The sequence below is a fragment of the Nocardia sp. CA-120079 genome (genome assembly GCF_050955745.1).
Taxonomy (GTDB): domain Bacteria; phylum Actinomycetota; class Actinomycetes; order Mycobacteriales; family Mycobacteriaceae; genus Nocardia.
In genome coordinates, this window is the sequence record NZ_CP192088.1 from 3,180,027 (window position 1) to 3,200,372 (window position 20,346).

Annotated in this window: 16 protein-coding genes; 9 read left to right on the plus strand and 7 right to left on the minus strand. The window is 66.3% G+C overall.

The genetic code is table 11. From position 1 onward, the window contains the following. Positions 1–83: 83 nt before the first annotated feature. Complete coding sequence (locus ACQPYR_RS14500) at positions 84–1,094, plus strand: hypothetical protein (RefSeq protein ID WP_433632362.1); 1,011 nt, start codon at positions 84–86, stop codon at positions 1,092–1,094. Continuing rightward, positions 1,091–2,179, plus strand: coding sequence for a hypothetical protein (locus ACQPYR_RS14505; protein ID WP_433632364.1), 1,089 nt, complete (start codon positions 1,091–1,093; stop codon positions 2,177–2,179). Before ACQPYR_RS14500 ends, ACQPYR_RS14505 begins: the two co-directional genes overlap by 4 nt. Positions 2,180–2,210: 31 nt before the next feature. Here ACQPYR_RS14505 and ACQPYR_RS14510 read toward each other — a convergent pair whose 3' ends face one another. The 3 genes from ACQPYR_RS14510 to ACQPYR_RS14520 form a co-directional block, all read right to left on the minus strand. Then, a complete protein-coding gene (locus ACQPYR_RS14510; RefSeq protein WP_433632366.1) occupies positions 2,211–3,503 on the minus strand; it encodes an MFS transporter in 1,293 nt (430 codons plus the stop codon). Between the two features lie 12 nt (positions 3,504–3,515). Then, positions 3,516–4,460: an NmrA/HSCARG family protein gene (locus ACQPYR_RS14515; RefSeq protein ID WP_433632369.1), complete on the minus strand. Its 945-nt coding sequence runs from the start codon at positions 4,458–4,460 to the stop codon at positions 3,516–3,518. Between the two features lie 825 nt (positions 4,461–5,285). Further along, complete coding sequence (locus ACQPYR_RS14520; protein WP_433632372.1) at positions 5,286–6,032, minus strand: GntR family transcriptional regulator; 747 nt, start codon at positions 6,030–6,032, stop codon at positions 5,286–5,288. A 201-nt stretch (positions 6,033–6,233) separates the two neighbouring features. Between ACQPYR_RS14520 and ACQPYR_RS14525 the strand changes: the two genes are divergently transcribed. The 4 genes from ACQPYR_RS14525 to ACQPYR_RS14540 all read left to right on the plus strand — a co-directional run bounded on the left by ACQPYR_RS14525 (position 6,234) and on the right by ACQPYR_RS14540 (position 11,048). Continuing rightward, a complete protein-coding gene (locus tag ACQPYR_RS14525) occupies positions 6,234–7,232 on the plus strand; it encodes a MaoC family dehydratase (protein WP_433635130.1) in 999 nt (332 codons plus the stop codon). Further along, positions 7,229–8,449 carry a CoA transferase gene (locus ACQPYR_RS14530; RefSeq protein ID WP_433632375.1) on the plus strand — a complete coding sequence of 407 codons (1,221 nt, stop codon included), beginning with the start codon at positions 7,229–7,231 and terminating at the stop codon, positions 8,447–8,449. Before ACQPYR_RS14525 ends, ACQPYR_RS14530 begins: the two co-directional genes overlap by 4 nt. A gap of 52 nt (positions 8,450–8,501) precedes the next feature. Beyond that, positions 8,502–9,713 carry an acyl-CoA dehydrogenase family protein gene (locus ACQPYR_RS14535; RefSeq protein WP_433632378.1) on the plus strand — a complete coding sequence of 404 codons (1,212 nt, stop codon included), beginning with the start codon at positions 8,502–8,504 and terminating at the stop codon, positions 9,711–9,713. A 144-nt stretch (positions 9,714–9,857) separates the two neighbouring features. Beyond that, entirely contained in the window at positions 9,858–11,048 is a 1,191-nt protein-coding gene (locus ACQPYR_RS14540) for an acyl-CoA dehydrogenase family protein (protein WP_433632380.1), read from the plus strand. A gap of 169 nt (positions 11,049–11,217) precedes the next feature. Here the strand turns inward: ACQPYR_RS14540 and ACQPYR_RS14545 are convergent, their stop codons facing one another. Genes ACQPYR_RS14545 through car form a run of 4 tightly spaced genes read right to left on the minus strand, consistent with a single transcriptional unit; the run spans position 11,218 to position 17,327 of the window. Continuing rightward, a complete protein-coding gene (locus ACQPYR_RS14545) occupies positions 11,218–11,880 on the minus strand; it encodes an LLM class flavin-dependent oxidoreductase (RefSeq protein ID WP_433632383.1) in 663 nt (220 codons plus the stop codon). Next, positions 11,880–12,662, minus strand: coding sequence for an SDR family NAD(P)-dependent oxidoreductase (locus ACQPYR_RS14550; protein WP_433632385.1), 783 nt, complete (start codon positions 12,660–12,662; stop codon positions 11,880–11,882). Before ACQPYR_RS14550 ends, ACQPYR_RS14545 begins: the two co-directional genes overlap by 1 nt. Then, positions 12,659–13,813, minus strand: a complete 1,155-nt coding sequence (locus ACQPYR_RS14555; RefSeq protein WP_433632387.1) for an acyl-CoA dehydrogenase family protein — start codon at positions 13,811–13,813, stop codon at positions 12,659–12,661. The genes ACQPYR_RS14550 and ACQPYR_RS14555 overlap by 4 nt, the downstream gene beginning before the upstream one ends. Before the next feature lie 52 nt (positions 13,814–13,865). Then, positions 13,866–17,327 carry a carboxylic acid reductase gene (gene car / locus ACQPYR_RS14560; RefSeq protein ID WP_433632390.1) on the minus strand — a complete coding sequence of 1,154 codons (3,462 nt, stop codon included), beginning with the start codon at positions 17,325–17,327 and terminating at the stop codon, positions 13,866–13,868. Positions 17,328–17,903: 576 nt separating this feature from the next. Between car and ACQPYR_RS14565 the strand changes: the two genes are divergently transcribed. From ACQPYR_RS14565 to ACQPYR_RS14575, 3 genes are read left to right on the plus strand one after another with little or no spacing between them, the layout of a single operon-like run. Beyond that, positions 17,904–18,812, plus strand: coding sequence for an SDR family NAD(P)-dependent oxidoreductase (locus ACQPYR_RS14565; RefSeq protein ID WP_433632393.1), 909 nt, complete (start codon positions 17,904–17,906; stop codon positions 18,810–18,812). Between the two features lie 55 nt (positions 18,813–18,867). Beyond that, complete coding sequence (locus tag ACQPYR_RS14570; RefSeq protein ID WP_433632396.1) at positions 18,868–19,845, plus strand: NAD(P)H-dependent flavin oxidoreductase; 978 nt, start codon at positions 18,868–18,870, stop codon at positions 19,843–19,845. A gap of 29 nt (positions 19,846–19,874) precedes the next feature. Further along, the gene (locus tag ACQPYR_RS14575; protein ID WP_433632398.1) at positions 19,875–20,345 is read left to right on the plus strand and encodes a PaaI family thioesterase; all 471 of its coding nucleotides are present in this window, start codon (positions 19,875–19,877) and stop codon (positions 20,343–20,345) included. Position 20,346: the final 1 nt, after the last annotated feature.

Here is a 20,346-nt window from a genome sequence, read left to right on the forward strand (position 1 = left end):
GGTCACACCCGCACGCCATAGATATCTTACATCTGTCGTATAATTTACAGATGTAAGATATCTGACGGGTGAAGGGAAGAACGATGACCCAGTCGCCGAGGGGCGGCCGTCGCGTGGACAGGGCGGTGAAGCCGATGGTCGGTGCTCTGCTGTTCCCGCTGTTCATGGCGCTCGCGTTGCCTGGCATGTACCTCTTCGCGTTCCATCAACCACAGCCACACGACATGCACGTCGAGGTCGTCGGCACAGATCAGCACACGGTGCAGCTGGCCGCCGGGCTCGCCACGAAGATGGCGCCGTCGTTCCGCGTCACTACCGTTCCGGACGTGGCGACCGCGCGGCGGCATCTCGAAAACTTGAGCAGCCGTGGCGCATTCGAGCCCGCTACCGGCGTCTTGTATACCGCCGGTGCGGGCAGTCCGCTTGCCGCGGCGACGGTCGAGAGCGCGTTCGCGGCCGTCGCGGCAGATCTGGGCACCGCCATGACGGTTCAGGATGTAGCGCCGCTACCAGAATCCGACCGGCTCGGCGTGAGTCTGCTCTTCGTCGGTCTGGCCGGAATTCTGGCCGGCTTCGTGACCGCGACGGTGCTGAACGTCGCGGTTCCGGGGCTATCGATTCGCGGTGAACTGCGCGTCCTCGGTCTGGTCGCGGTGCTGGCGGCGGTGGTGACGACATTCATCGCCTACTCGGCCTACGGTGCGCTGCCGGGAAATCTGGCCGGAACCGCCGCCTTGGTGGCATTGGGTACCGTGTGCGCCGGCCTGCTGCAGTCCGGGGGCGTTAAGCTTATCGGGCCGGCAATGACAGTCGTCGGCGTCACGGTCCTCGTCATCCTCGGAGTTCCCGCATCCGGTATCGCGGTGCCGGTCGATATGACCCCGGATCTGGTCACCCACCTGCACTCCTGGCTGCCAACGTCCGCGGTGCTGGACGGACTGCGTCGAACGCTCTACTTCGACGGTAACGGCATCGCCGCCGACCTGCCGATAGTCGGGCTCTGGATCGCTCTCGGCGCGGGTGGGATCTGGCTTTCCACCTTGCGTTCGCCGAAGCCGTCCGGGCGCGCAGCTATCGGGCAGGAGGGCCGATGATGACTACTACCGAAAACCGTTCCCTGGAACGTGGCGTCGCCGATACCGCTGTGCAACAGGATGATCCGGCGCTCATCCGGCGCAGGACCATCACCGGTGTCTTGGTGCTCCCGCTGTTCTTCCTGATCGCACTCCCCGGCCTTTTCCTCGGCGCGCTGCACGCGCCGGCACCGCACGATATGAAGGTGGCGATCATCGGCGACGGCGCGTCGTCGGACGCCATCGCTACGCAACTCTCCGCGCGGGCAACGGGATTCGAGATACACCGTGTCGTGGACGCGGAATCGGCGCGAAACGCGGTGCGGGAACGCGATATTCGTGCGGCCTACGACCCGGCGACCGGCGACCTGTTTCTCGCGTCCGCCGGTGGGGCCCAGGCCACCGAGGCCGCGCGCGCCCTGTTCTCGGCCACGGCACAGTCCAGCGGGACCACGGTCCGGGTGCACGACGTGGTCGCTCTTCCTGCGTCCGACCGTCTCGGCACCAGCGCGCTGTATGTCGGCATCGGGGCGATCGTCGGCGGCTTCCTGTCCGGTCTTGTCATTGCGATGGTGGCACCGACGCTACGGGTGCGGTGGCAACTGCTCACACTCGTGGTGATGTCGATGGTCATAGCCGGTATCGAAACCTGCTACGGCTGGGTAATTTTCGGTATGTTCCCCGGCAATGTCGCGGCGTCCGCGGCGGTCCTGGCCGGGACGGCCGCCGTCGCCGGACTGGTCACGCTGGCCGGTATGCGGGCCATCGGGCCCGCCATGGTCATGGTCTCGATTCTGGTGCTGATACTGGCCGGTGTCACCGCATCCGGGCTGCCGGTGCAACTGGATATGGCGCCCGATTTCTACCGGTGGATGCACGAGATTCTGCCCACCCCTCGTGCGTTGTCCGCGTTGCGTGGCGTCGCCTATTTCGGTGGCGACGGAATCACCGGCGATCTGGTTGTCATGGGGATCTGGGGCCTGGCCGGACTGATCGTGCTGGCACTCACGCGGCACAGAACGACGGTTCCCGGGATGCCGGCTATGACGGACACCTGGGCAGACGAGGCCGTTGTGGTCGGCGCCGCGGCTTCGGCAGCGGCGTGACCGCGGATCCGGGTCACGCGGGCCGCGTTGTCTAGCGGACGGTTCTGACACGGAGGACCGCGAGTGCGCCGAGGCAGGTGAGAACGGCGACCGCCGGGTAGAGCGCGGCGTACCCGCCGAAGACGGTGACGATCGCGGCCGCGGCCACCGGAGCGATCGTGGCCGGCAGGGTTGCGGCGATGTTGATCAGGCCGAGGTCTTTCGCGGCGCTGTCCGGATTCGGCAGCACTTGGGTGACCAGGGCCTGATCGACCGACATGAAGGTGCCGAACCCGACGGTCAGAATGATCGTCGACGCCGCCAATCCCGGCACCGTCGGTACGGCGATCGGCACGAGCACGGCGAGCGTGATGAGCAGGCCCCCAACCAAGACGAAAGGTCTACGCCTGCCGATGCGGTCGGAGAGCGGGCCGGCGACAACTGTGGCCAGAATGAAGCCGGGCAGGCTGATGAGGTTGAGCAGGGACCCCACGCGTGCGGCTTGCGTGACATCGAGTCCGATGTAGTCCTCGGTGATGTAGAGCTGATAGTTCAGCAACATGAAGTAGCCGGCGCAGATGAGAAACCGGCCGAGGAAAACCCAGTAGAAATCCGCATTTCGGCGCGGGTCGATCCACAGCGAGGTCACGACGACGGCGAGCGAGAAGGGCGGGCGAGCCTGAGTGCGATTGTCGCGGTCGGGATTCAGTACCAGGAACACGAGCGCGGCGACCAGTATCGTCGCGGCCGCAACCAGATAGCCGGTGGAGATGCGATGGAGGAAACTCGCCCCGAGCACGGGAGCGAGCACCCCGGCCGTGATCACTCCGAGCCCCGCCAGGGTCGAATAGCGGCCTCGGAGCCGGGGAGGTACTCGGTCCGGCTGGATCGCAGTCAAGGGGCACGCGAAGGTGTTGAATCCGAAATGCGCCGCCATCGCCGTGATGGTGAGCACCGCGATCGACGTGGCGAATCCCGTGCCCGCCAACGACATGCACCCGATGGCCAATCCGACGACCATCCACGGTGTCCGGGCACCGAATCGGGTGCGCGTCCGATCGGACAGTAGGCCGACCAACGGCTGCGCCACGAGCCCGGCGACGGCAGCGGCGGCGTGCACCAGAGCCAGGTTGTGCACCTTCTCCGCATTGTTCATCGACTGCACCTGCAGTGCGGTGAAGTATCCGATGATGCCGTAGGCGAGCTGCGGACAAGCGAAGGCGAACGGCACCGTCGCGAACAAGCGACGGAGCGCGGGTCCGACCGGGGATGTCGTGTCCGCGAACGAATCTCGCGCAGGCGAGGACCGGCGCCCGGCAGCAGGCGCCTTGGACGTGTCGTGCATGTAGAAATCCGTCTAACCGACGGATCGTTCCCGCGGTTCGGTGGCGGCAAGCAGTTGGTCGCAGTGGCGTTCCGCCCACTGGCGGGCTGTGGTGGTGGCATCGAGGCCGTGCGCGGCGGCGTGCTCCGGCCGTGCCGGATAGCCGACCTCGTCGAGCCAGACCTGGGTGGCCGTCCAGGACGCTCTTCCGAGACGATGATCGACCTCGGTCGCCGGCAGGTGCGACGCTGTGATGCGCCGCCCGGTGACCGTGCTGATGATGTCGGCCATCTCCGAAAAGGTCACGGCGTCGCTGCCCAGCTCGATCTCGGCTCCCGCGAAGCGTTCCGGGTTCCGAGCGATCGTCACCACGATGGCGCCGAACTCCTCTGCGCCCATCAGTGCCACCCGGGTGTCCGGCGCGGTCGCCACCACCAGTTCGCCGCTGGAAAGCAGCGGAAACATGTGGGGGGCTTTGGGATCGATGAAGTTCTCGAGGAAGAACGCCGGCTTGACGATCGTGTAGGTGAGTCCGGCAGCCCGGACCGCATCCTCGACGTCCTCCTTGCTCTGCCAATAGTTGGTCATCGCGCCCGGGTCGATATGGGCGTGTTCGGTCCGCCATCCGGTGCCGGACACCGACGTGTGGACGAGGTGTCGGACGCCTGCCTTGGACGCGGCTTCGACCAGGTTCGCCCCTTGCCGCCGCTCCGAGTCCGGGTCCCGCGTCGGGGGCAGTTGTACGGAGAACACTGTGGAACGGCCGGTGCATGCGGCGAGTAGCGACGCGGGGTCCTCCAGATCGCCGACTGCCAGCCGGATGCCGTCTGCTGCGAGTGCGCGGGCGGGCGCCGAGTCCGGGTTTCGTACCAGCGCGGTGACGTCGATGCCGGCTTGCCGCGCCGCTCGGGCGACGCCTCCGCCCTGCATGCCGGTGGCGCCTGTGACGAGCAGCGAAACGGGAGCGATCTCGCTCATTGACATCCTTTCGCGAGTGAACAGCTGTGAGGGCATTGGAAGACGCCGCTTCGGGTCCACCCGCTCTACGCGTCTCCGTGGAGAATTTATAGTGCGATAATATACCTTAGTGCGCCCGCCGCTCTTACGTAGGAGGCGCGACCTTGTTCGGGCGGGCCTTGGTGGCAGGTCTGCTGCCGTCGTTCCATTCCGGCCGGGCCGGCAGCTTCCAGGATTCCCGATGTACGCGCGAACGAATGACCCGAACGGCGGCTCACATCGCTCGATCACGCGTCTGCGGTGGCCTCGCGCAATGCGATTCGGGGCCGTCGAGGCGCATGCGGGGTTGTGCGGCTCGAGCGGCGAGAACGCTTATCGTGTAGATTAATTATATAACTATTACTGCTTCGGCGGATGCTGCATCGAAGAAGGAGTCGAAGATGATGGAGATGTCACCGCGAGGCTCGCGACCCTGGGCTCGATGTGCCGCCGACAAGGGCGAGCGTCGCGCCGGTGGTCGCGAGGGGCGACGACAAGAGGTGCCTGCCGTCCCATCGCCGAGTCGTCCGGCGCGCCCGGAGTACCTGGTCGGGACTTCTGCGCGTGAGGTACTGAACTTCTTCGAGAATTGCCCGAACTGCGGCTACGCCGCTACGGCTACGGTTGTCACGCGCCAGTTCAGCGGTGGAAGCATCGAAACGGAAATGCATTTGAGCTGCGGTCTGCCCTGCGGCTGGACCGGTTCTCGGCGGCCTCTCGCCGCCGGGGCTCAGGTTCCGCCGTCCTGAAACGTGACTCGGGCAGTCGACCGAGGATGCGTCCCCGGTGCGCCGGGCGAACCTCGCATCACGGAGTGCTGCGGCGCAGCGTCACCCGGTAGGTGTAGCGCTCGGGCATGAAGTGGCTGATCGACAGGTCCACGATCTGTCCGGTGGCATCGAAATACAACCGGTCGACGCGGAGCATCGGATGGCTCGGCGCGCAATCGAGTCCGGTCGCGATGACGGTGTCGGCGCACGAAACGGTGATCGACTGTGCGGCCTCGACGATCGGGCTTTCGAGATGGGGTTCGAGTAGGCCGATGACTGTATGCGGACTCGTCCCGCCGGGGCCTATCTCTTCGCGGTCGGCGATGTGCCGGGCGATGTGCTCGGGTAGGTGCACTGTGGTCACCACGAATGGAATCCCCTCGTGCATGCGGCGGAAGGTGATCGTGTACACGACATCCGTGTCGAGGCGCAATCGGCCGGCGGCTTCGACATCGACCCGGCGGTGCAGGGGGGTGAGGACTTCCATGGTGGTATCGGAGGACAGGCTCATCAGGTCCTCGATGGACCCGTGGTGGCGCAGGTAGCGGCCACCGGTTTCGCGGACGAACGTGCCGCGGCCGGGGACGCGGTGGACAGTGCCGTCGGCGACGAGGTCTTGGAACGCGCGGCGCACGGTTTGGCGGCTCACTCGATATTGCTGGGCGAGTTCGGCTTCGGTCGGCAACCTGCCGCCGTCTCGGTAGTTGCCCGCGGCGATGCCGGCGCGCAGCGTCCGGGACACCAGTTGGTGTGCTGGTTCCCCATCTCGTTCCCGGTCTGTCATCGCGCTCTCCTACTACGGTATTTGTACGGCCATTGTGCCAGAAAAATAGTTTAATAGATGTATTAGTATTGACATTTTTCGCTCGGGGCTGCAAGTATCCCCCCAGACGTCAGGGCGGTGCTTCCAGGCGGAGCAGGCCGGGACGAGGTGTATCCAGCGAGAACGGATCGAGGTAATCCGCACGTGGCGACAGAGCAGCCGGTGGACCAGCAATGGGTGGGTGGACCGTATTTCGACGAACTCGAGCGCGGCGCGGTTTTCGATTCGGCTCCGGCGGTCACTCTGACCAGCGGTTTGGCCGCGTCCCACCAGGCGATCATCGGCGACCGGCTCCGATTGCCGCTGGATGTTCGACTGTCGGAGGCGGTAACAGGCGCCTCCGGGCAGGTCGCGCATCCGGCGCTGGTGTGGGACATAGCGATCGGGCAGTCCACCCTCGCGACTCACCACGTCAAAGCGAACCTCTTCTACCGTGGGCTGCGATTCCATCGTTTCCCGCTGCTCGGCGACACCGTTTACACCCGCACCGAGGTAGTGGCGCTGCGCGAGAACTCACGCAAGCCGGGGCGGGCGCCGACCGGGCTCGCCGCGCTGCGGATAATCTCCGTCGACCAGCACGGCCGCACATTACTGGACTTCTACCGCTGTGCGATGTTGCCGTTGAGTTCCGGCGCTGCCACGAACGGGAAGCGGTACGAGGACGACCTCTCCATGATCGGCACCGGAGGTTCCGCAGCGCCCGACGCGGTCGGCGGATGGGATCTCGGCATCTTTCGGCAGCGTGCGGCCGGGCGGCACTTCGAGCCCGAGTTGGTCGGCTCGACATTCCGCAGCAGCGGCGATGTCGTGTCCAGCGCACCTGAACTGGCGCGTCTGACCCTCAATATCGCCGCTGTGCACCACGATGAACGGGTCGGAGAGGGAGGCCGGCTGGTCTACGGTGGGCACACCATCGGGCTGGCACTGAGCCAGGCCACGCGTGCGCTACCGAACCTGGTGACGGTGCTGGGCTGGGAGTCCTGCGAGCACACCGGCCCGGTACGTGAGGGCGACACCGTCACCAGTGAGGTGCACGTCGAAGGCGCGAAACAGCTCGAGGTGGGAACTGTGGTGCGGCTGCGCTCGATCGTGCAGGCGCACAGCGGACATGCCTCGAGCCGGCCTGTTCTGGACTGGCGATTCACGGGGCTGATGGCATGACCGAGTTGCCCGACCTGCGGCCGCTGGCCGGTGTGCGAATCGTAGAGGTATCGAGTTTCGTCGCTTCCCCGCTGTGCGGCCTCACCCTGTCGCAATTGGGCGCGGATGTCATCCGTGTCGATCCGATCGGCGGGGCCGGTGACAAGAACCGCTGGCCGATCACGGAATCCGGGGAAAGCATCTATTGGACCGGGCTCAACCGCGGGAAGCGTTCTGTCACTTGTGATATGCGCAGCTCGGAGGGGCAGCGTCTGGTGCAGCGTCTCGTCACCGCTCCGGGTGGCGGGATTCTGGTGACCAACGCCGGTGGCAGGGATTGGTTGAGCCACGCGGCGTTGAGCGCCGTGCGGTCCGATGTGATCACGCTGCGTCTCACCGGCACCCCGGAGGGGGGTGCCGCTGTCGACTACACGGTGAACGCGGCGTCCGGTTTTCCGATGATCACGGGACCCGAATCGCACGCGGGACCGGTGAACCATGCCCTGCCCGCATGGGATGTGGCGGCAGGTCTGTATGCCGCGCTGGCGATCGTCTCGGCGGTGCGGCGCCGCGAACGGACCGGCCGCGGTGCCGAGATCGACCTCCCGTTGTCGGATGTGGCGCTCGCGGTCGCCGGGTATCTCGGTTACCTCACCGAGGTCCAGGTCAACGGTGTCGGTCGCACAGCTATCGGCAACGCGGTGTACGGCACCTACGGCCACGATTTCGTCACGGCGGATGCCGCGCGGTACATGGTGGTGGCGCTGACGCCCCGGCATATGCGTGACCTGGTACGGGTCACCGGATGCACCGCGGCGGTCGCAGCCCTGGAAACCGCACTGGGCGTGGACTTCTCGGCCGATGCCGACCGATACCGCCATCGCGAGCTGCTCAACGCGCTGTTCGCCTCCTGGTTCGCCGAGCACACCGCTGCCGAAGTCGAGGAGGCGCTGGCGGGCTGCTCGGTGCTGTTCGAGCGCTACCGCAGCTTCGAAGAACTCGTCGGCGGCGGCCAACTCGAGACCAACCCATTGTTCTCGGTCCTGCATCAACCGCGCATCGGTACCTACCTAGCGGCCGGGCTCCCCGCCGCGTTCGACGGCGGCCACCTCTCGGCCGGAGCCGCGCCGCTGCTGGGCGCCGACGGCGCGGCGGTACTGCGTGAACTGCTCGGCGCGTCCGAAGACGACATCGACCAGCTGATCGACGGTGGCCACCTCGGAGTGGCGCAAGGCTGACGGGTTCGCCGATTCGGCCGGCACCCGCTATGTACAGGAACAGGAGCACACAATGACCGGCGAGAGCAACAGCGCCGAAGCGGATTCGGCCGCACAGGTATCGGCCGCGGACTTCGCCGATATTCTCGCGCAGACCCGGGCGTTCGTCCGCGACACAGTCGTACCGCGTGAACAGGAGATCGCGGAGAACGACCGGATTCCCGACGATATCCGCCGCCACGCCGCGGCGATGGGATTGTTCGGATACGCCATCCCTCAGGAATGGGGCGGCCTCGGCCTCGACCTGACCCAGGACGTGGAACTGGCCATGGAATTCGGATACACCACCCTGGCCTTCCGGTCGATGTTCGGCACCAACAACGGCATCGCCGGCCAGGTGCTGGTGAACTACGGCACCGAGGAACAGAAGCAGCGGTGGCTGGAGGGCATCGCCTCCGGTGAGGTGGTCGCCTCGTTCGCGCTCACCGAGCCGGGCGCGGGATCGAACCCGGCGGGCCTGCGTACCGCGGCAGTCCGCGACGGTGACGACTGGATCATCAACGGCGAGAAGCGTTTCATTACCAATGCCCCGTGGGCGAACCTGTTCGTCGTGTTCGCGCGCACCCGACCGGCCGATGCCGACGGCCCGGGTATCGCGGTGTTCCTGGTACCCGCGGATTCGCCCGGGGTCCAGGTGGGCGCCAAGGATCGCAAGATGGGCCAAGAGGGTGCGTGGACCGCGGACGTGCACTTCTCCGATGTCCGGGTGCCCGCCGCCGCGTTGGTCGGCGGGAGCGAAGACGTCGGTTATCAGGCGGCCATGGTCTCGCTGACCCGCGGTCGGGTACATATCGCGGCGCTCGCCGTCGGTGCGGCGCAGCGGGGCCTGGACGAGTCGGTGAACTACGCTGCCACCGCCACCCAGGGCGGGACCGCGATCGGTGACTTCCAGCTGATTCAGGCGATGATCGCCGACCAGTACGCCGGAGTCCTGGCGGGCCGGGCGATGGTCCGCGATGTGGCCGCTCGTTACGTGTCCGGTGAGGACAAGCGAGTCGGTCCGTCGGCGGTGAAGCTGTATTGCACCGAGATGGTGGGGCGAGTCGCCGACCTGGCCGTGCAGATCCACGGTGGTACCGGCTATATGCGCGATGTCCCGGTGGAACGGCTGTACCGGGATGTGCGGCTGCTGCGGCTCTATGAGGGCACCAGTGAGATTCAGCGCCTCATCATCGGCGGTCAGCTGGTGAAACAAGCAAAGCGGCAGACCGGTGGATCACGGTGAAATGTACGGCCTCGCAACGACTGTAGCCGCTCCGTTCAGCGTGACGAATCGCGCGCTCGGGCGCCACGACAGCCGGTCCGGCACGCACGTCCGCTGTCTCGGCGGTGGACCGAGCCCGGCCGCACCCTTCGAAAGGATCACCGTATGACAACCCTCGCCCGGACCGCCGGACTCACCGAGGTCCAATCCGATATTCTCGCGACCGTCCGCGCCTTCGTCGATCGCGAAATCATCCCGCACGCACAAGAACTCGAACACTCCGACACTTATCCAGCCGACATCGTCGAGCGGATGAAGGAGATCGGCCTGTTCGGCATCACGATTCCCGAGGAATACGGCGGGCTCGGCGAATCGCTGCTGACCTACGCCCTGGTGGTGGAGGAGATCGCCCGTGGCTGGATGAGCGTGTCCGGTGTCATCAACACTCATTTCATCGTCGCTCATATGATTGCCCGGCACGGTACGCCCGCGCAGCGCGAGTACTACCTCCCCCGTATGGCGACCGGCGAGGTCCGCGGCTCGTTCTCGATGTCGGAGCCCGACCTCGGGTCGGATGTCGCCGCCATCAGGACCCGGGCCACCCGCTCCGCCGACGACTACGTCATCGATGGAAACAAGATGTGGCTCACCAACGGCTCCACGTCCAATCTCACCGCGGTGCTGGTCAAAACCGATCTGGGCGAGGACAAGCCACACCGCAACCTCACCACTTTCCTGGTCGAGAAGCCCACCGGTTACGGAGAAGTGCTCCCCGGGCTCACCATTCCCGGCAAGATCGACAAGATGGGCTACAAGGGGGTCGACACCACCGAGGCGCATTTCGACGGCTTCCGGATCGGTGCCGATGCGATCCTCGGCGGGCAGCCCGGCCGCGGTTTCGCCCAGATGATGGATGGTGTCGAGGTGGGACGGGTCAATGTCGCCGCACGGGCCTGTGGGGTGGGGATCCGGTCTTTCGAGTTGGCGATCGCCTACGCACAGCAGCGGTCGACTTTCGGGAAACCCATTGCCCAGCATCAGGCGATCTCCTTCAAACTTGCCGAGATGGCGACGAAAGTCGAAGCCGCACATCTGATGATGGTCAACGCCGCCCGGCTCAAGGACTCCGGTGAGCGCAACGATGTCGCGGCGGGCATGGCGAAAATGCTCGCCAGCGAATTCTGTGCCGAGGTGACCCAGGAATCGTTCCGTATCCACGGCGGTTTCGGTTACTCGAAGGATGCCGAAATCGAACGGCTGATGCGGGAGGCGCCGTTCCTGCTCATCGGTGAAGGCACCAGCGAGATTCAGAAAACCATCATCAGCAAGGGGTTGTTGCGCGATTATCGCGCGTAGCCGGAGATCGCTGCCTCGCACGGTGAGCGGGCGTGGTCGGTGGACCGGGGCGGAGTCGGTGACGGCGAGCTGCTCGAGTCGCATTCTCCTCCTCGGCCACCCATTCCAGCGCACCCTCAGGGGCCGCGAGCTGGTGTTCGCCGTCACCGGACCGGGCGGCAGCCCGCCCTCAGCCGAATATGCCGAGGAGCTGCCGCAAGGCGGTACGGTGCCCACCGTCCAGCGATGACGGCACGAGGATCGGAAGGTCGATTCCGGTCTCGAACCACGCCGCCAGCCCTTCGCGGATGCGGGACGCGGGTCCGCAGAGGCAGACATCGTCGATCCACCGATCGGTCATCGCGGCCCGCACACTCGCGTTGTCTCCGTCACGGCGCGCGGCGTCGGCCCTGTCCATCTCCTCGGTGTAGCCGGCCGCTCGCCAGTAGGCGACATAGCCGGCACGGGCCAAGTAGGGGAGCAGGATGTCACGGCAGCGCTCACGTGCGGCCGTGATGTCCGCGCCGACAACGGTCGGGATCATGTCGGCGACCTCGAATCCCGGCGGACGATCGCGGTCACGCAGTTCGGCCATCAGTTCGGGCAGCCGACTGCGGGCCGCGTTCGCCTGGATGAGCCCATTTGCTCGCGTCAGCGCGAGATCCACCATCTTCGGGCCGAGCGCCGCGAGCGCGACCCGGGGTGCGTGCGCCAGCGACAGGCACAGCGAAACAGGATCACCCGCCGATGGCAGGTACAGCCCGGGGAACCCGGCGGCGTCGAACTCTGCGCCCAGCGCGACGGTCTCGGCGAGCCGTCCCGGCACGGAAAGCATCGCGACTGCGGGAAGCATCAGAAGATTCCGAACCCTCCGTCGAGCCGGAAGGTGTCGCCGGTGTGGAACGATGACGCCGGGCTTGCCAGGTAGATGGCGATTCCCGCCCAGTCCTCCGGGGTTCCCCAGCGGCGCAGCGGGATACGGGAAAGGATCTTTTCGCTGACGGCCGGATTTTCGAGCCAGCCCTCGAACACCGGGGAGCGAGTCCATCCGGGGAGTACCGCGTTGGCCCGGATGCGGTGGCGCCCGAACTCTACGGCGAGCGAGCGCGCGAGTGCGAGGAGGCCGGCTTTGGCCGCCGCGTACGCCTCCTCCCGCGGCGAGCCGAACAGCGCGGCGATGCTGGAGGTGAGCACGATGCTGCCGCCGTTGCCGAGGGCTTTCATATGCCGGGCGGCCTCGCGGGTGGTGAGGTAGGCGCCGTCGAGGTCCACTCGCATGAGATTTCGCCACTCGTCGAGGGTGGAGTCCAGATACGGCGGGTTGGTCATGGAGTTGGCGAGTGCGGCGTTGGCGAAGCAGGAGTCGAGGCGGCCGAATTCGTCGACGAGCCGGGTGAACCCGCCGACGACGGCGGCCTCGTCGGCGATATCCACCTCGTAGGCCACGGCCCGGTGACCGTGTTCGAGAAGCTGGTCGACGGCCGCTTTGTTCCTGCCGGCGTTACGCCCCCAGATACACACGTCGGCCCCGGCGCGGGCGAGACCGTCGGCCATGCCGAGACCGACTCCGGAGTTACCGCCGGTGACGAGGGCGACGTGCCCGGTGAGATCGAGCGGATGAGTGGAACCGGTCACGAGGACGCCCCTTGCCGAGTCGTACCGGCCAGCAGTTCGCGGCCGACGATGATTTGCTGAATCTCTGAAACACCTTGGGAGACATCGAAGAACACCGCCTCGCGGTAGAGGCGTTCGACGACCATCTCGCGGGTGAGGCCATATGCGCCACAGACGTGCAGCGCGGCCTCCGCGGACTCGCGCGCGGCACGCCCGGCAACGAGTCTGGCGGAGGCGGCTTCCGCGGTCACGGCAAGACCACGGTCGAGCAGGTCCGCGCAGGTGAGGACGAGCGACTCCGCGGCCAGGGTCGACGCCGCGGCCCGGCCGAGCATGGCCTGGATGGTCGGGAACTTCCGGCCGATCGGCGCGCCCCGGTGTTCGCGGGTCAACGCATAGGCGCTTGCTTCTTCGAGGGCCCGTGCGGCGATACCGGCGCTGATGGTGGCTGCCCGCACCTTGCCGAAGGCCTCGCCGGCGATCATGACGTCGAAACCGCCGTCGATCGCGCCCACCAGGGCATCCTCGGCGAGCCGGATTCCGTCGAGCGTTACCGGCCTCGCCTCGGTGCCCCCCATCGACAGCACTTCGCTCGGCGGGCCGGTCTGCCAGCCGGGGTCAGTGGTGTCGACCAGGAACGCGCCCAGCGCGGTTTCCGATGTCCGCGCGAAGACCAGCGCGACGTCGGCCTGGCCGGCGAAGGAGATGAACTGCTTGGTGCCGCTCAAACGCCATCCCGGGCCATCGGGTTCCGCCCGCGTACTGATCTGGCGCGGATCCGAACCCGTTGCCGGTTCGGTGAACGCCCATGAGGCCATGGACGTGCCGGCGACGAGGCCGGGAACGTAGCGCTCGACCTGTGCGGCCGTTCCGTGCTTCAGCAGCGTCATCGCCACTTGGATCGACGTGCCGGGGTAGAGCGCAGCGACCGGGCAGTGCCGGGCGATCTCCCTGGTGGCGACAACATAGGCGCGGACCGTGCCGCCGTCGCCGCCGTACTCCTCGGCGAACGGCAGCCTGGTCAATCCGATCTCGCGCACCGCATCCCACAGTTCCTGGGAAAAGCCCTGAGCCCGGTCGACCCCCGCGGCGAGCGGACCGACGGTCCTGGCGGCCTGACCGTCCACGGCAGCCCGCAGATCCTCCAGGTCCTGGTCCAGCCGCAACTTCATCGACAACTCCCTTACAGCAGAATTGGTAATATTATTACACTATCGCTCCGCGTTACAGGAGATCGAGCGCCCGCAGGTCGGCGAGGTACTTGACGATCAGGTCGCGGGTGAGGTGGGGGATCTCGGTGCTTCCGGCGATCGGTGTCGCCGCCATGGCCTCCTCCAGTCGCGGTGCGGGTGCGGCGGTGTCGGGGGCCGGCGCCAGCGGGCGCTCGTAGGCCTTCAGCAAGGGCAGCAGGGAGCGTTGCCGTCGCTGCTCGGGGAGGTTGCGCATGGCGGCTTCGGCCCGTTTCAGCCAAGCGCCGTGGTCCAATCGTTCGATCTTGTGGCCGGCCTCGATGAGCCAATCGACGAAAGTATCCAGGGAGATGCCGTCATCGTGCGGGTTGATCAGGTGGTAGGTGCGGTAGCCCTCGGTGTGGCCACTGCCGAGAGTGTCGACCGCGCCGGCGCTGAAATCGACGGGCAGCCCGTCGTAGTGGGCTCGCGCCCGGCCACCGCCCTCGGCGGGTTGGTAGAACGAATCCGGCGCGAGGCCGGTCGCGACAATACTGAACAGCAGCCGGGTGAACATATCGGGCACATTGAGCTGTCCGGTGTAGCGACTGTGGGTGAGGATCATGTCGGACCGGAATACCGTCACCGGGAGACCGCAGAGGTCGTAAGCCTCGCGCAGCAGAACCTCACCAGCCCATTTGCTGTTCCCGTACCCGTTTGCGTAGCCGGCATGGCATGTGCGGACGGGGCTTACCTCGCGGATGTCGGCGACCTCGTCGAACCGGCCCGGTTCGATCTGATGTGAGACGGCGATGGTCGACAGGTTCGTGAACGGCTTGAGCCGGCCGGTGATCGCTATCCGGATCAGTTCGGCCGTGCCGGTGACGTTCGGGCCGAACAGCTGGTCGTAGGGCAGCATGTGGTTGACCAACGCGCCGGGGTGCACGATGACGTCGACCTCGTCCACCAGCCGTTGCCAGGTGTCGTCGTCGAGTCCCAGGCGATATTCGCCGAGGTCGGCGACGAGTACTTCGAGGTGGTTCGCCGCCAGTTCCCGGTAATGCCGGAGCAGGTACTCGTCGCCGGTGTCGAAGGTGTCGTCGAGTCGCCGGCGCGCTGCCGCTTCGTCGGCCGCGCGCACGATACAGATGAGCTTTCCGCCGTGTGCGGCAAGGCGTTCGAGCCAATCCAGGCACAGGAACCGGCCGAGATATCCGGTCGCTCCGGACAGCAGGACCGTTGTCGGCTCGGCACCGAGCGGTGGGGGCAGCTGGGCGGCCGCATCGAGGGTGGCCGCGTCGATGAATCGGTCCAGCCGCAGATCGCTCGCTCGGATCTCGGTCGCTCCTGCGCCGTGTACGGCGGCGAAGGTGGGGCGCGTGTCCGTCTCGGTGCGCCTGGTCTCGATGTAGTCGGCGAGCGTTCGGAGACTGCCGGCCGGACTGATGACCACGGAGACCGGTACGTCGACGCCGAAGATGTCTTGCAGCAGGTTCGAGAACGTCAGTGCGGACAACGAGTCCCCGCCCAGATCGGAGAAGCGAGCATCGGGGTGCAGATCGGTGTTCGCGCAGCCGAGCAAGGCCCGCGCGGCCCGGGTGACCGTCTCGTATACCGGCTGATCGGGACCGCCGGTCCGCAGCGCCTCCAGTTCGTCGGCTTCGCCGCGTGCGAGGGTGGCGTAGAGCTCCTCCAGCTGCTCGCCGTAGCGTTCGCGCAGGCGTGGCCGCAACAGTTTTCCGACCTCCGACAGCAGCCCGTTGGCAGTGCTGAAGGGTTGCTCCTCGATCAGGAAACCGCGCGGGATCTCGTAGGATTCCAGGCTGGCGCGTTTCGCGCTCGACTGCAGTGCCTCGGTCAGCCGGGTTCGCAGGGTCTCGGTGTCGCCGCTGGTCTGCAGGAGCGTCTCGGTCGGCACGATTACCGCCAGCAGGTACGCCTGGGCGCTGTTGCCGTACACATAGATCTGCCGGATCGCCGGGTCGTCGGTGAATACCTCTTCGACCTGCGAAATGGTGACGAATTCGCCCTGGGACAGCTTCTGCACATTGTTGCGGCGGTCGATGTAGACCAGCCGGCTCGGACCGACCTCGGCCATGATGTCGCCGGTCCGATAGAACCCGTCCGCGTCGAACATCGAGGCGGTCAGTTCGGGTCGCCGATAGTAGCCGGCGATGATGTTCTCGCTCTTGACCAGCAGTTCGCCTCGCGGATGCGGTCGGTCGGTGCGGTGGTAGCCGAGGTCAGGCACGTCGGCGAGTTTGTACTCGAGTACCGGTGGACTCGACACCTTGCCGTTGTGCATCACATTGCCGACCTCCGTCGCACCGTAGGAGTCATGGATCGGCACGTCGAGACATGACCGCACGAATTCCTTGATCTCCGCGGAGATCGGTGCGCTGCCGGCGCTCACCTGCTGGACCCGTCCGCCCAGGACGTTGTCGCGGATGTGGGCTTTCACAGCCGCGTCCAGGCTGTCCGGATCGCTGAACTCGGCTCGCCGGGCGACCCGTTCGCTCTGGTAGATCTGGTAGATCATGTCCAGCACTCGCGGCACCGCGTAGAACTCGGTCGGCTTGGCCAGGGCGATGTCCTCGAACAGGGTCGACAGGTTCGAGTATGCGGTGAAATGCGTAGTGCCGCCGCGCTGGAAGGTGCGCCAGAGAGTTGCGAGGCCGAACGTATGCCCCATCGGCATATAACCCACGTTGACCGGCGCCTCGCCGCGACCTACCTGGGGGGCCTTGCCCGTCCAATAGTTCAGTAGGAGATGTTCGGGATACATCGCGCCTTTGGGGGCGCCGGTGCTGCCCGAGGTGTATATCAGCAGCGCCAGCGGGTCTGCACCGGGTTCGGGGACGAACAGCGGTGCGACGGGCAAGGTGCGGCCCAACGATTCGACCGACCCCAGCGGGTCGATCGTGACATCGCCGAATCGGCGATTAGTCGCTTCGAACGACTCGCGCTCGTCGTCGACCTCGGGGTGGTAGTCGAAGACGACTACCGACGGTCGGGGGTCGACCGCCGACACCAACTCGGCCGCCTTCGCCAGATGTTCCGCACTCGCCGCGATGACCCGGGGTGCTGTTTCGGCGACGATCGTGCGCAACTGTTCGACCAGGGCGCCGGCCTGCAGCGGGACGAAAACCGCACCCACAGCGGTGGTAGCGAGATGGACCGTGACGTAATCGATGCTGGCGAACCCGATCGTGACGATGCGGTCGCCGGGCCGCACTCCCTGGGCGGACCACGCCGTGGCGATCGCCCGGGCTCGTGCCCACAGTTCGGCGTAGGTCAGCGCGGCGAACTGTGGGAGCAGCTGCCGGGAACGGCGACCGGAAGTGGGATCCTCCACGATTTCGGCGGCGCGACCGGCGAGTGCCGGGCGATCCGCGTATCTGCTCATGACCGCGTCGACGGTCTGGGCGAGGCCGACAGTCGGATGGCCCTCACTCGCCTGGCGCTCTCCATATTTGCTCTCACGATCGTGGCGCGCCTCAGGCTGCCCAGTACTCATGGCTCACGAACTCCCGTCTGCATTTCTGTACCGACGTCGACTGCGTGGTCGTTCAGCCGGTTCGGGATCTCCGCGAGGCCGCAGCCCGGTCGGCGGCTGTGCCCTCGGCGGTTACGTTCTGGCCCGCACCCCGGAGGGGAGTACCGCCTGCTGCCGCCGTTGCCGGTTCGAAATGCCGGCCTCGAGGGGGCGCGACTGTGAGTGATCGTTGTCGACGTCTTTGTCCTTGCGAAGCAACTCGTGTAGCTCCGACGACTCGAGGATAACGGGTTGATTAGATAACTGTTTGTGTTTTTCTCGACGAGGGTGCGTGTCCCGGGTAGGGCCATCGCCGGCTACTGCGAAGTTCACGAGCGTGTAACCCGCGATGACCAGGCGCATGCCGTCGGTTCAGTACCGGTCCCCGGCTGCTGTCGCCGAGCCGAGGTGGAAGCCGATGTCGGGGCGACAGCTCCCCGAGGAGACGGCTAGGATATAGATAGATATTATGGCTATTTACGGCCCCTAGTTGCTACCTTGGTCCCTTGACGGGGACCGCCCCTGAACTGTTCCGACTCGCTGAGGAGTACTCGACCAATGGGCATGCTCGAAGGAAAGGTCGCCATCGTGACCGGTGGAGGGCGCGGTCTCGGCCGCGCCCATTGCCTCGCCCTGGCGGCCGCCGGCGCCACCGTCGTCGTCAACGACATCGGTGCCGGGCTGCATGGTGAACCCGGCAAGGAAAGCCCGGCCGACGACGTCGTCCGGGAGATCACCGCCGCCGGCGGCACCGCCACTGCGAACGGGACCTCGGTGACGGACTGGGTCGGCGTCGAAGATCTCGTGCGTTCGACGGTCGAGCAGTTCGGCCATCTCGACATCGTGGTCAACAATGCCGGGATCGTGCGCGACCGGATGCTCTTCTCCATGTCGGAGGAGGACTTCGACGCGGTCATCGATGTGCACCTCAAGGGCACCTTCGTTCTCACCCGCCACGCTTGCGCCTATTGGCGTGAGGCGAGCAAGTCCGGCAAGCCGGTCAGCGGGCGAATCATCAACACCACGTCCGGAACCGGGTTGTTCGGCAACGTCGGTCAGGGAAACTACGGTGCGGCCAAGGCCGGCATCGTCTCGCTGACCACGATCACCGCGCTCGAGATGGCTCGCTACGGCGTGACCGCCAATGTCGTATCACCGATCGCCGCCACCCGGATGACCGAAGGCGTCGGCGCGGTGCACGCCGATGTGCGAGCGGACGGCTTCGATCCGCGGGACCCCGCGAACACTTCGGGTGTCGTCGCCTACCTCGCGTCCGACGAAGCAGGGTGGCTCACCGGGCAGGTGGTGCGCGTCGACGGCGATAAGTTCCAGCGGCTGACCGGGTGGGCGATCGAGGGCGAGTACTCCAGCAGCGACGGCCGTGCGCTGGTGCCGGAAGAACTTGTCACCGCCGTGCCGCGCATCTACGGCACGGCACCGCGGGGACGGGCTTTCCACCGTTCGTGAATTCGACGAAATCCAGCAGAGCAGTCAGGCCGGTAGGCCAGGAGAGGTTGAACCGATGATTTCGAACCGCATTACCGAGTTGTTCGGTGTCGATCACCCCATCGTGCAGGGCGGTATGCAATGGGTGGGCCGCGCGGAACTCGTCGCCCCCGTCGCCGAAGCCGGTGCGCTGGGCATGATCACTGCCCTCACGCAGCCGACGCCGGACGACCTCCGCAAGGAGATCGCCCGGTGTCGCGAGATGACCGACAAGCCGTTCGGCGTGAACCTCACGGTGCTGCCGTCGATCCGCCCCATGCCCCACCGCGAGTACGCGGAAACGATCGTGGACTGCGGGATCAAGGTCGTGGAAACGGCCGGCTCCAACCCGGAGCCGTTCATGGATCTGTTCAACGAAGCCGGCGTCAAGGTCATCCACAAGTGCACGAGTGTGCGGCACGCGGTGAAGGCCCAGCAGGTGGGTGTGGCCGCAGTCAGCGTGGACGGCTTCGAATGCGCGGGCCATCCCGGTGAAGACGACGTAACAAATCTCGTGCTGCTCCCGGCCGCCCGGGACGCCCTCGACATTCCGATCATCGCCTCCGGCGGCATCGGCGACGGCCGCGGGCTCGCCGCCGCGCTCATGCTCGGTGCCGAAGGCGTCAACATGGGCACCAGGTTCATGTGCACCGCCGAGGCGCCCATCCACGAGAACGTCAAGCAGGCGATGGTGGATGCCACCGAACGCGATACCGACCTGATTCTGCGCACACTGAACAACACCGCCCGCGTCGCGAAGAACAGCGTCAGCCGAGATGTTGTCCGGATCCTCGCGGAGGGCGGCGAGTTCGAGGATGTCCGTGAACTCGTCGCCGGCGCGCGTGGGCGCACCGTGTACGAGACCGGTGATGTCGAGGCCGGGATCTGGACGGCGGGCCAGGTCGTCGGGCTCATCAAAGACATCCCGACCGTCCGCGACCTCGTCACCAGGATGGTTGCCGAAGCCGAGCAGTTGATCGCTCGTGCGGGCGCGATGGTCAGCGTCACGGTCTGACTCGCGACATTGAGTGGAAAGGAGTTCCCATGTCGTTGACTCCCGAAGAGATGAGCGCCCGCGACGCGTGGTTCCGGGAGCACTGGAGTCATCATGTGCCGTTCAACACGGACATCGGGCTGGAGATTACCGACTGGGAACCGGGGGTGGTCCGTGCCCGGCTGAAATATCAGCCACGGCTTTCCGCGCACGACGGCATCTTCCACGGCGGCGTTCTGGCGACAGTCCTGGACGCCGTCGGCGGGGGAGCAGTCGCGGCGGGTCACGACTACAACCTAGGCAGCCGTTTCACCACGGTGAGCATGACGGTGCAGTACCTCGGTGTCGCGCCCGGGGAGCCCGAGGTGATCGTGGAGGGCGTCTGCACCAAACGTGGGCGCCGGCTGAACTTCTCCCGGTCTTCGGTGATGACTCGGGACGGAAAGGTTCTCGCCGAGGCCGTGCTGACCGTCAGCGCGTCGGGTGAACGCCCACGAGTAGGCGATCGGGAAGGAGCGTGAG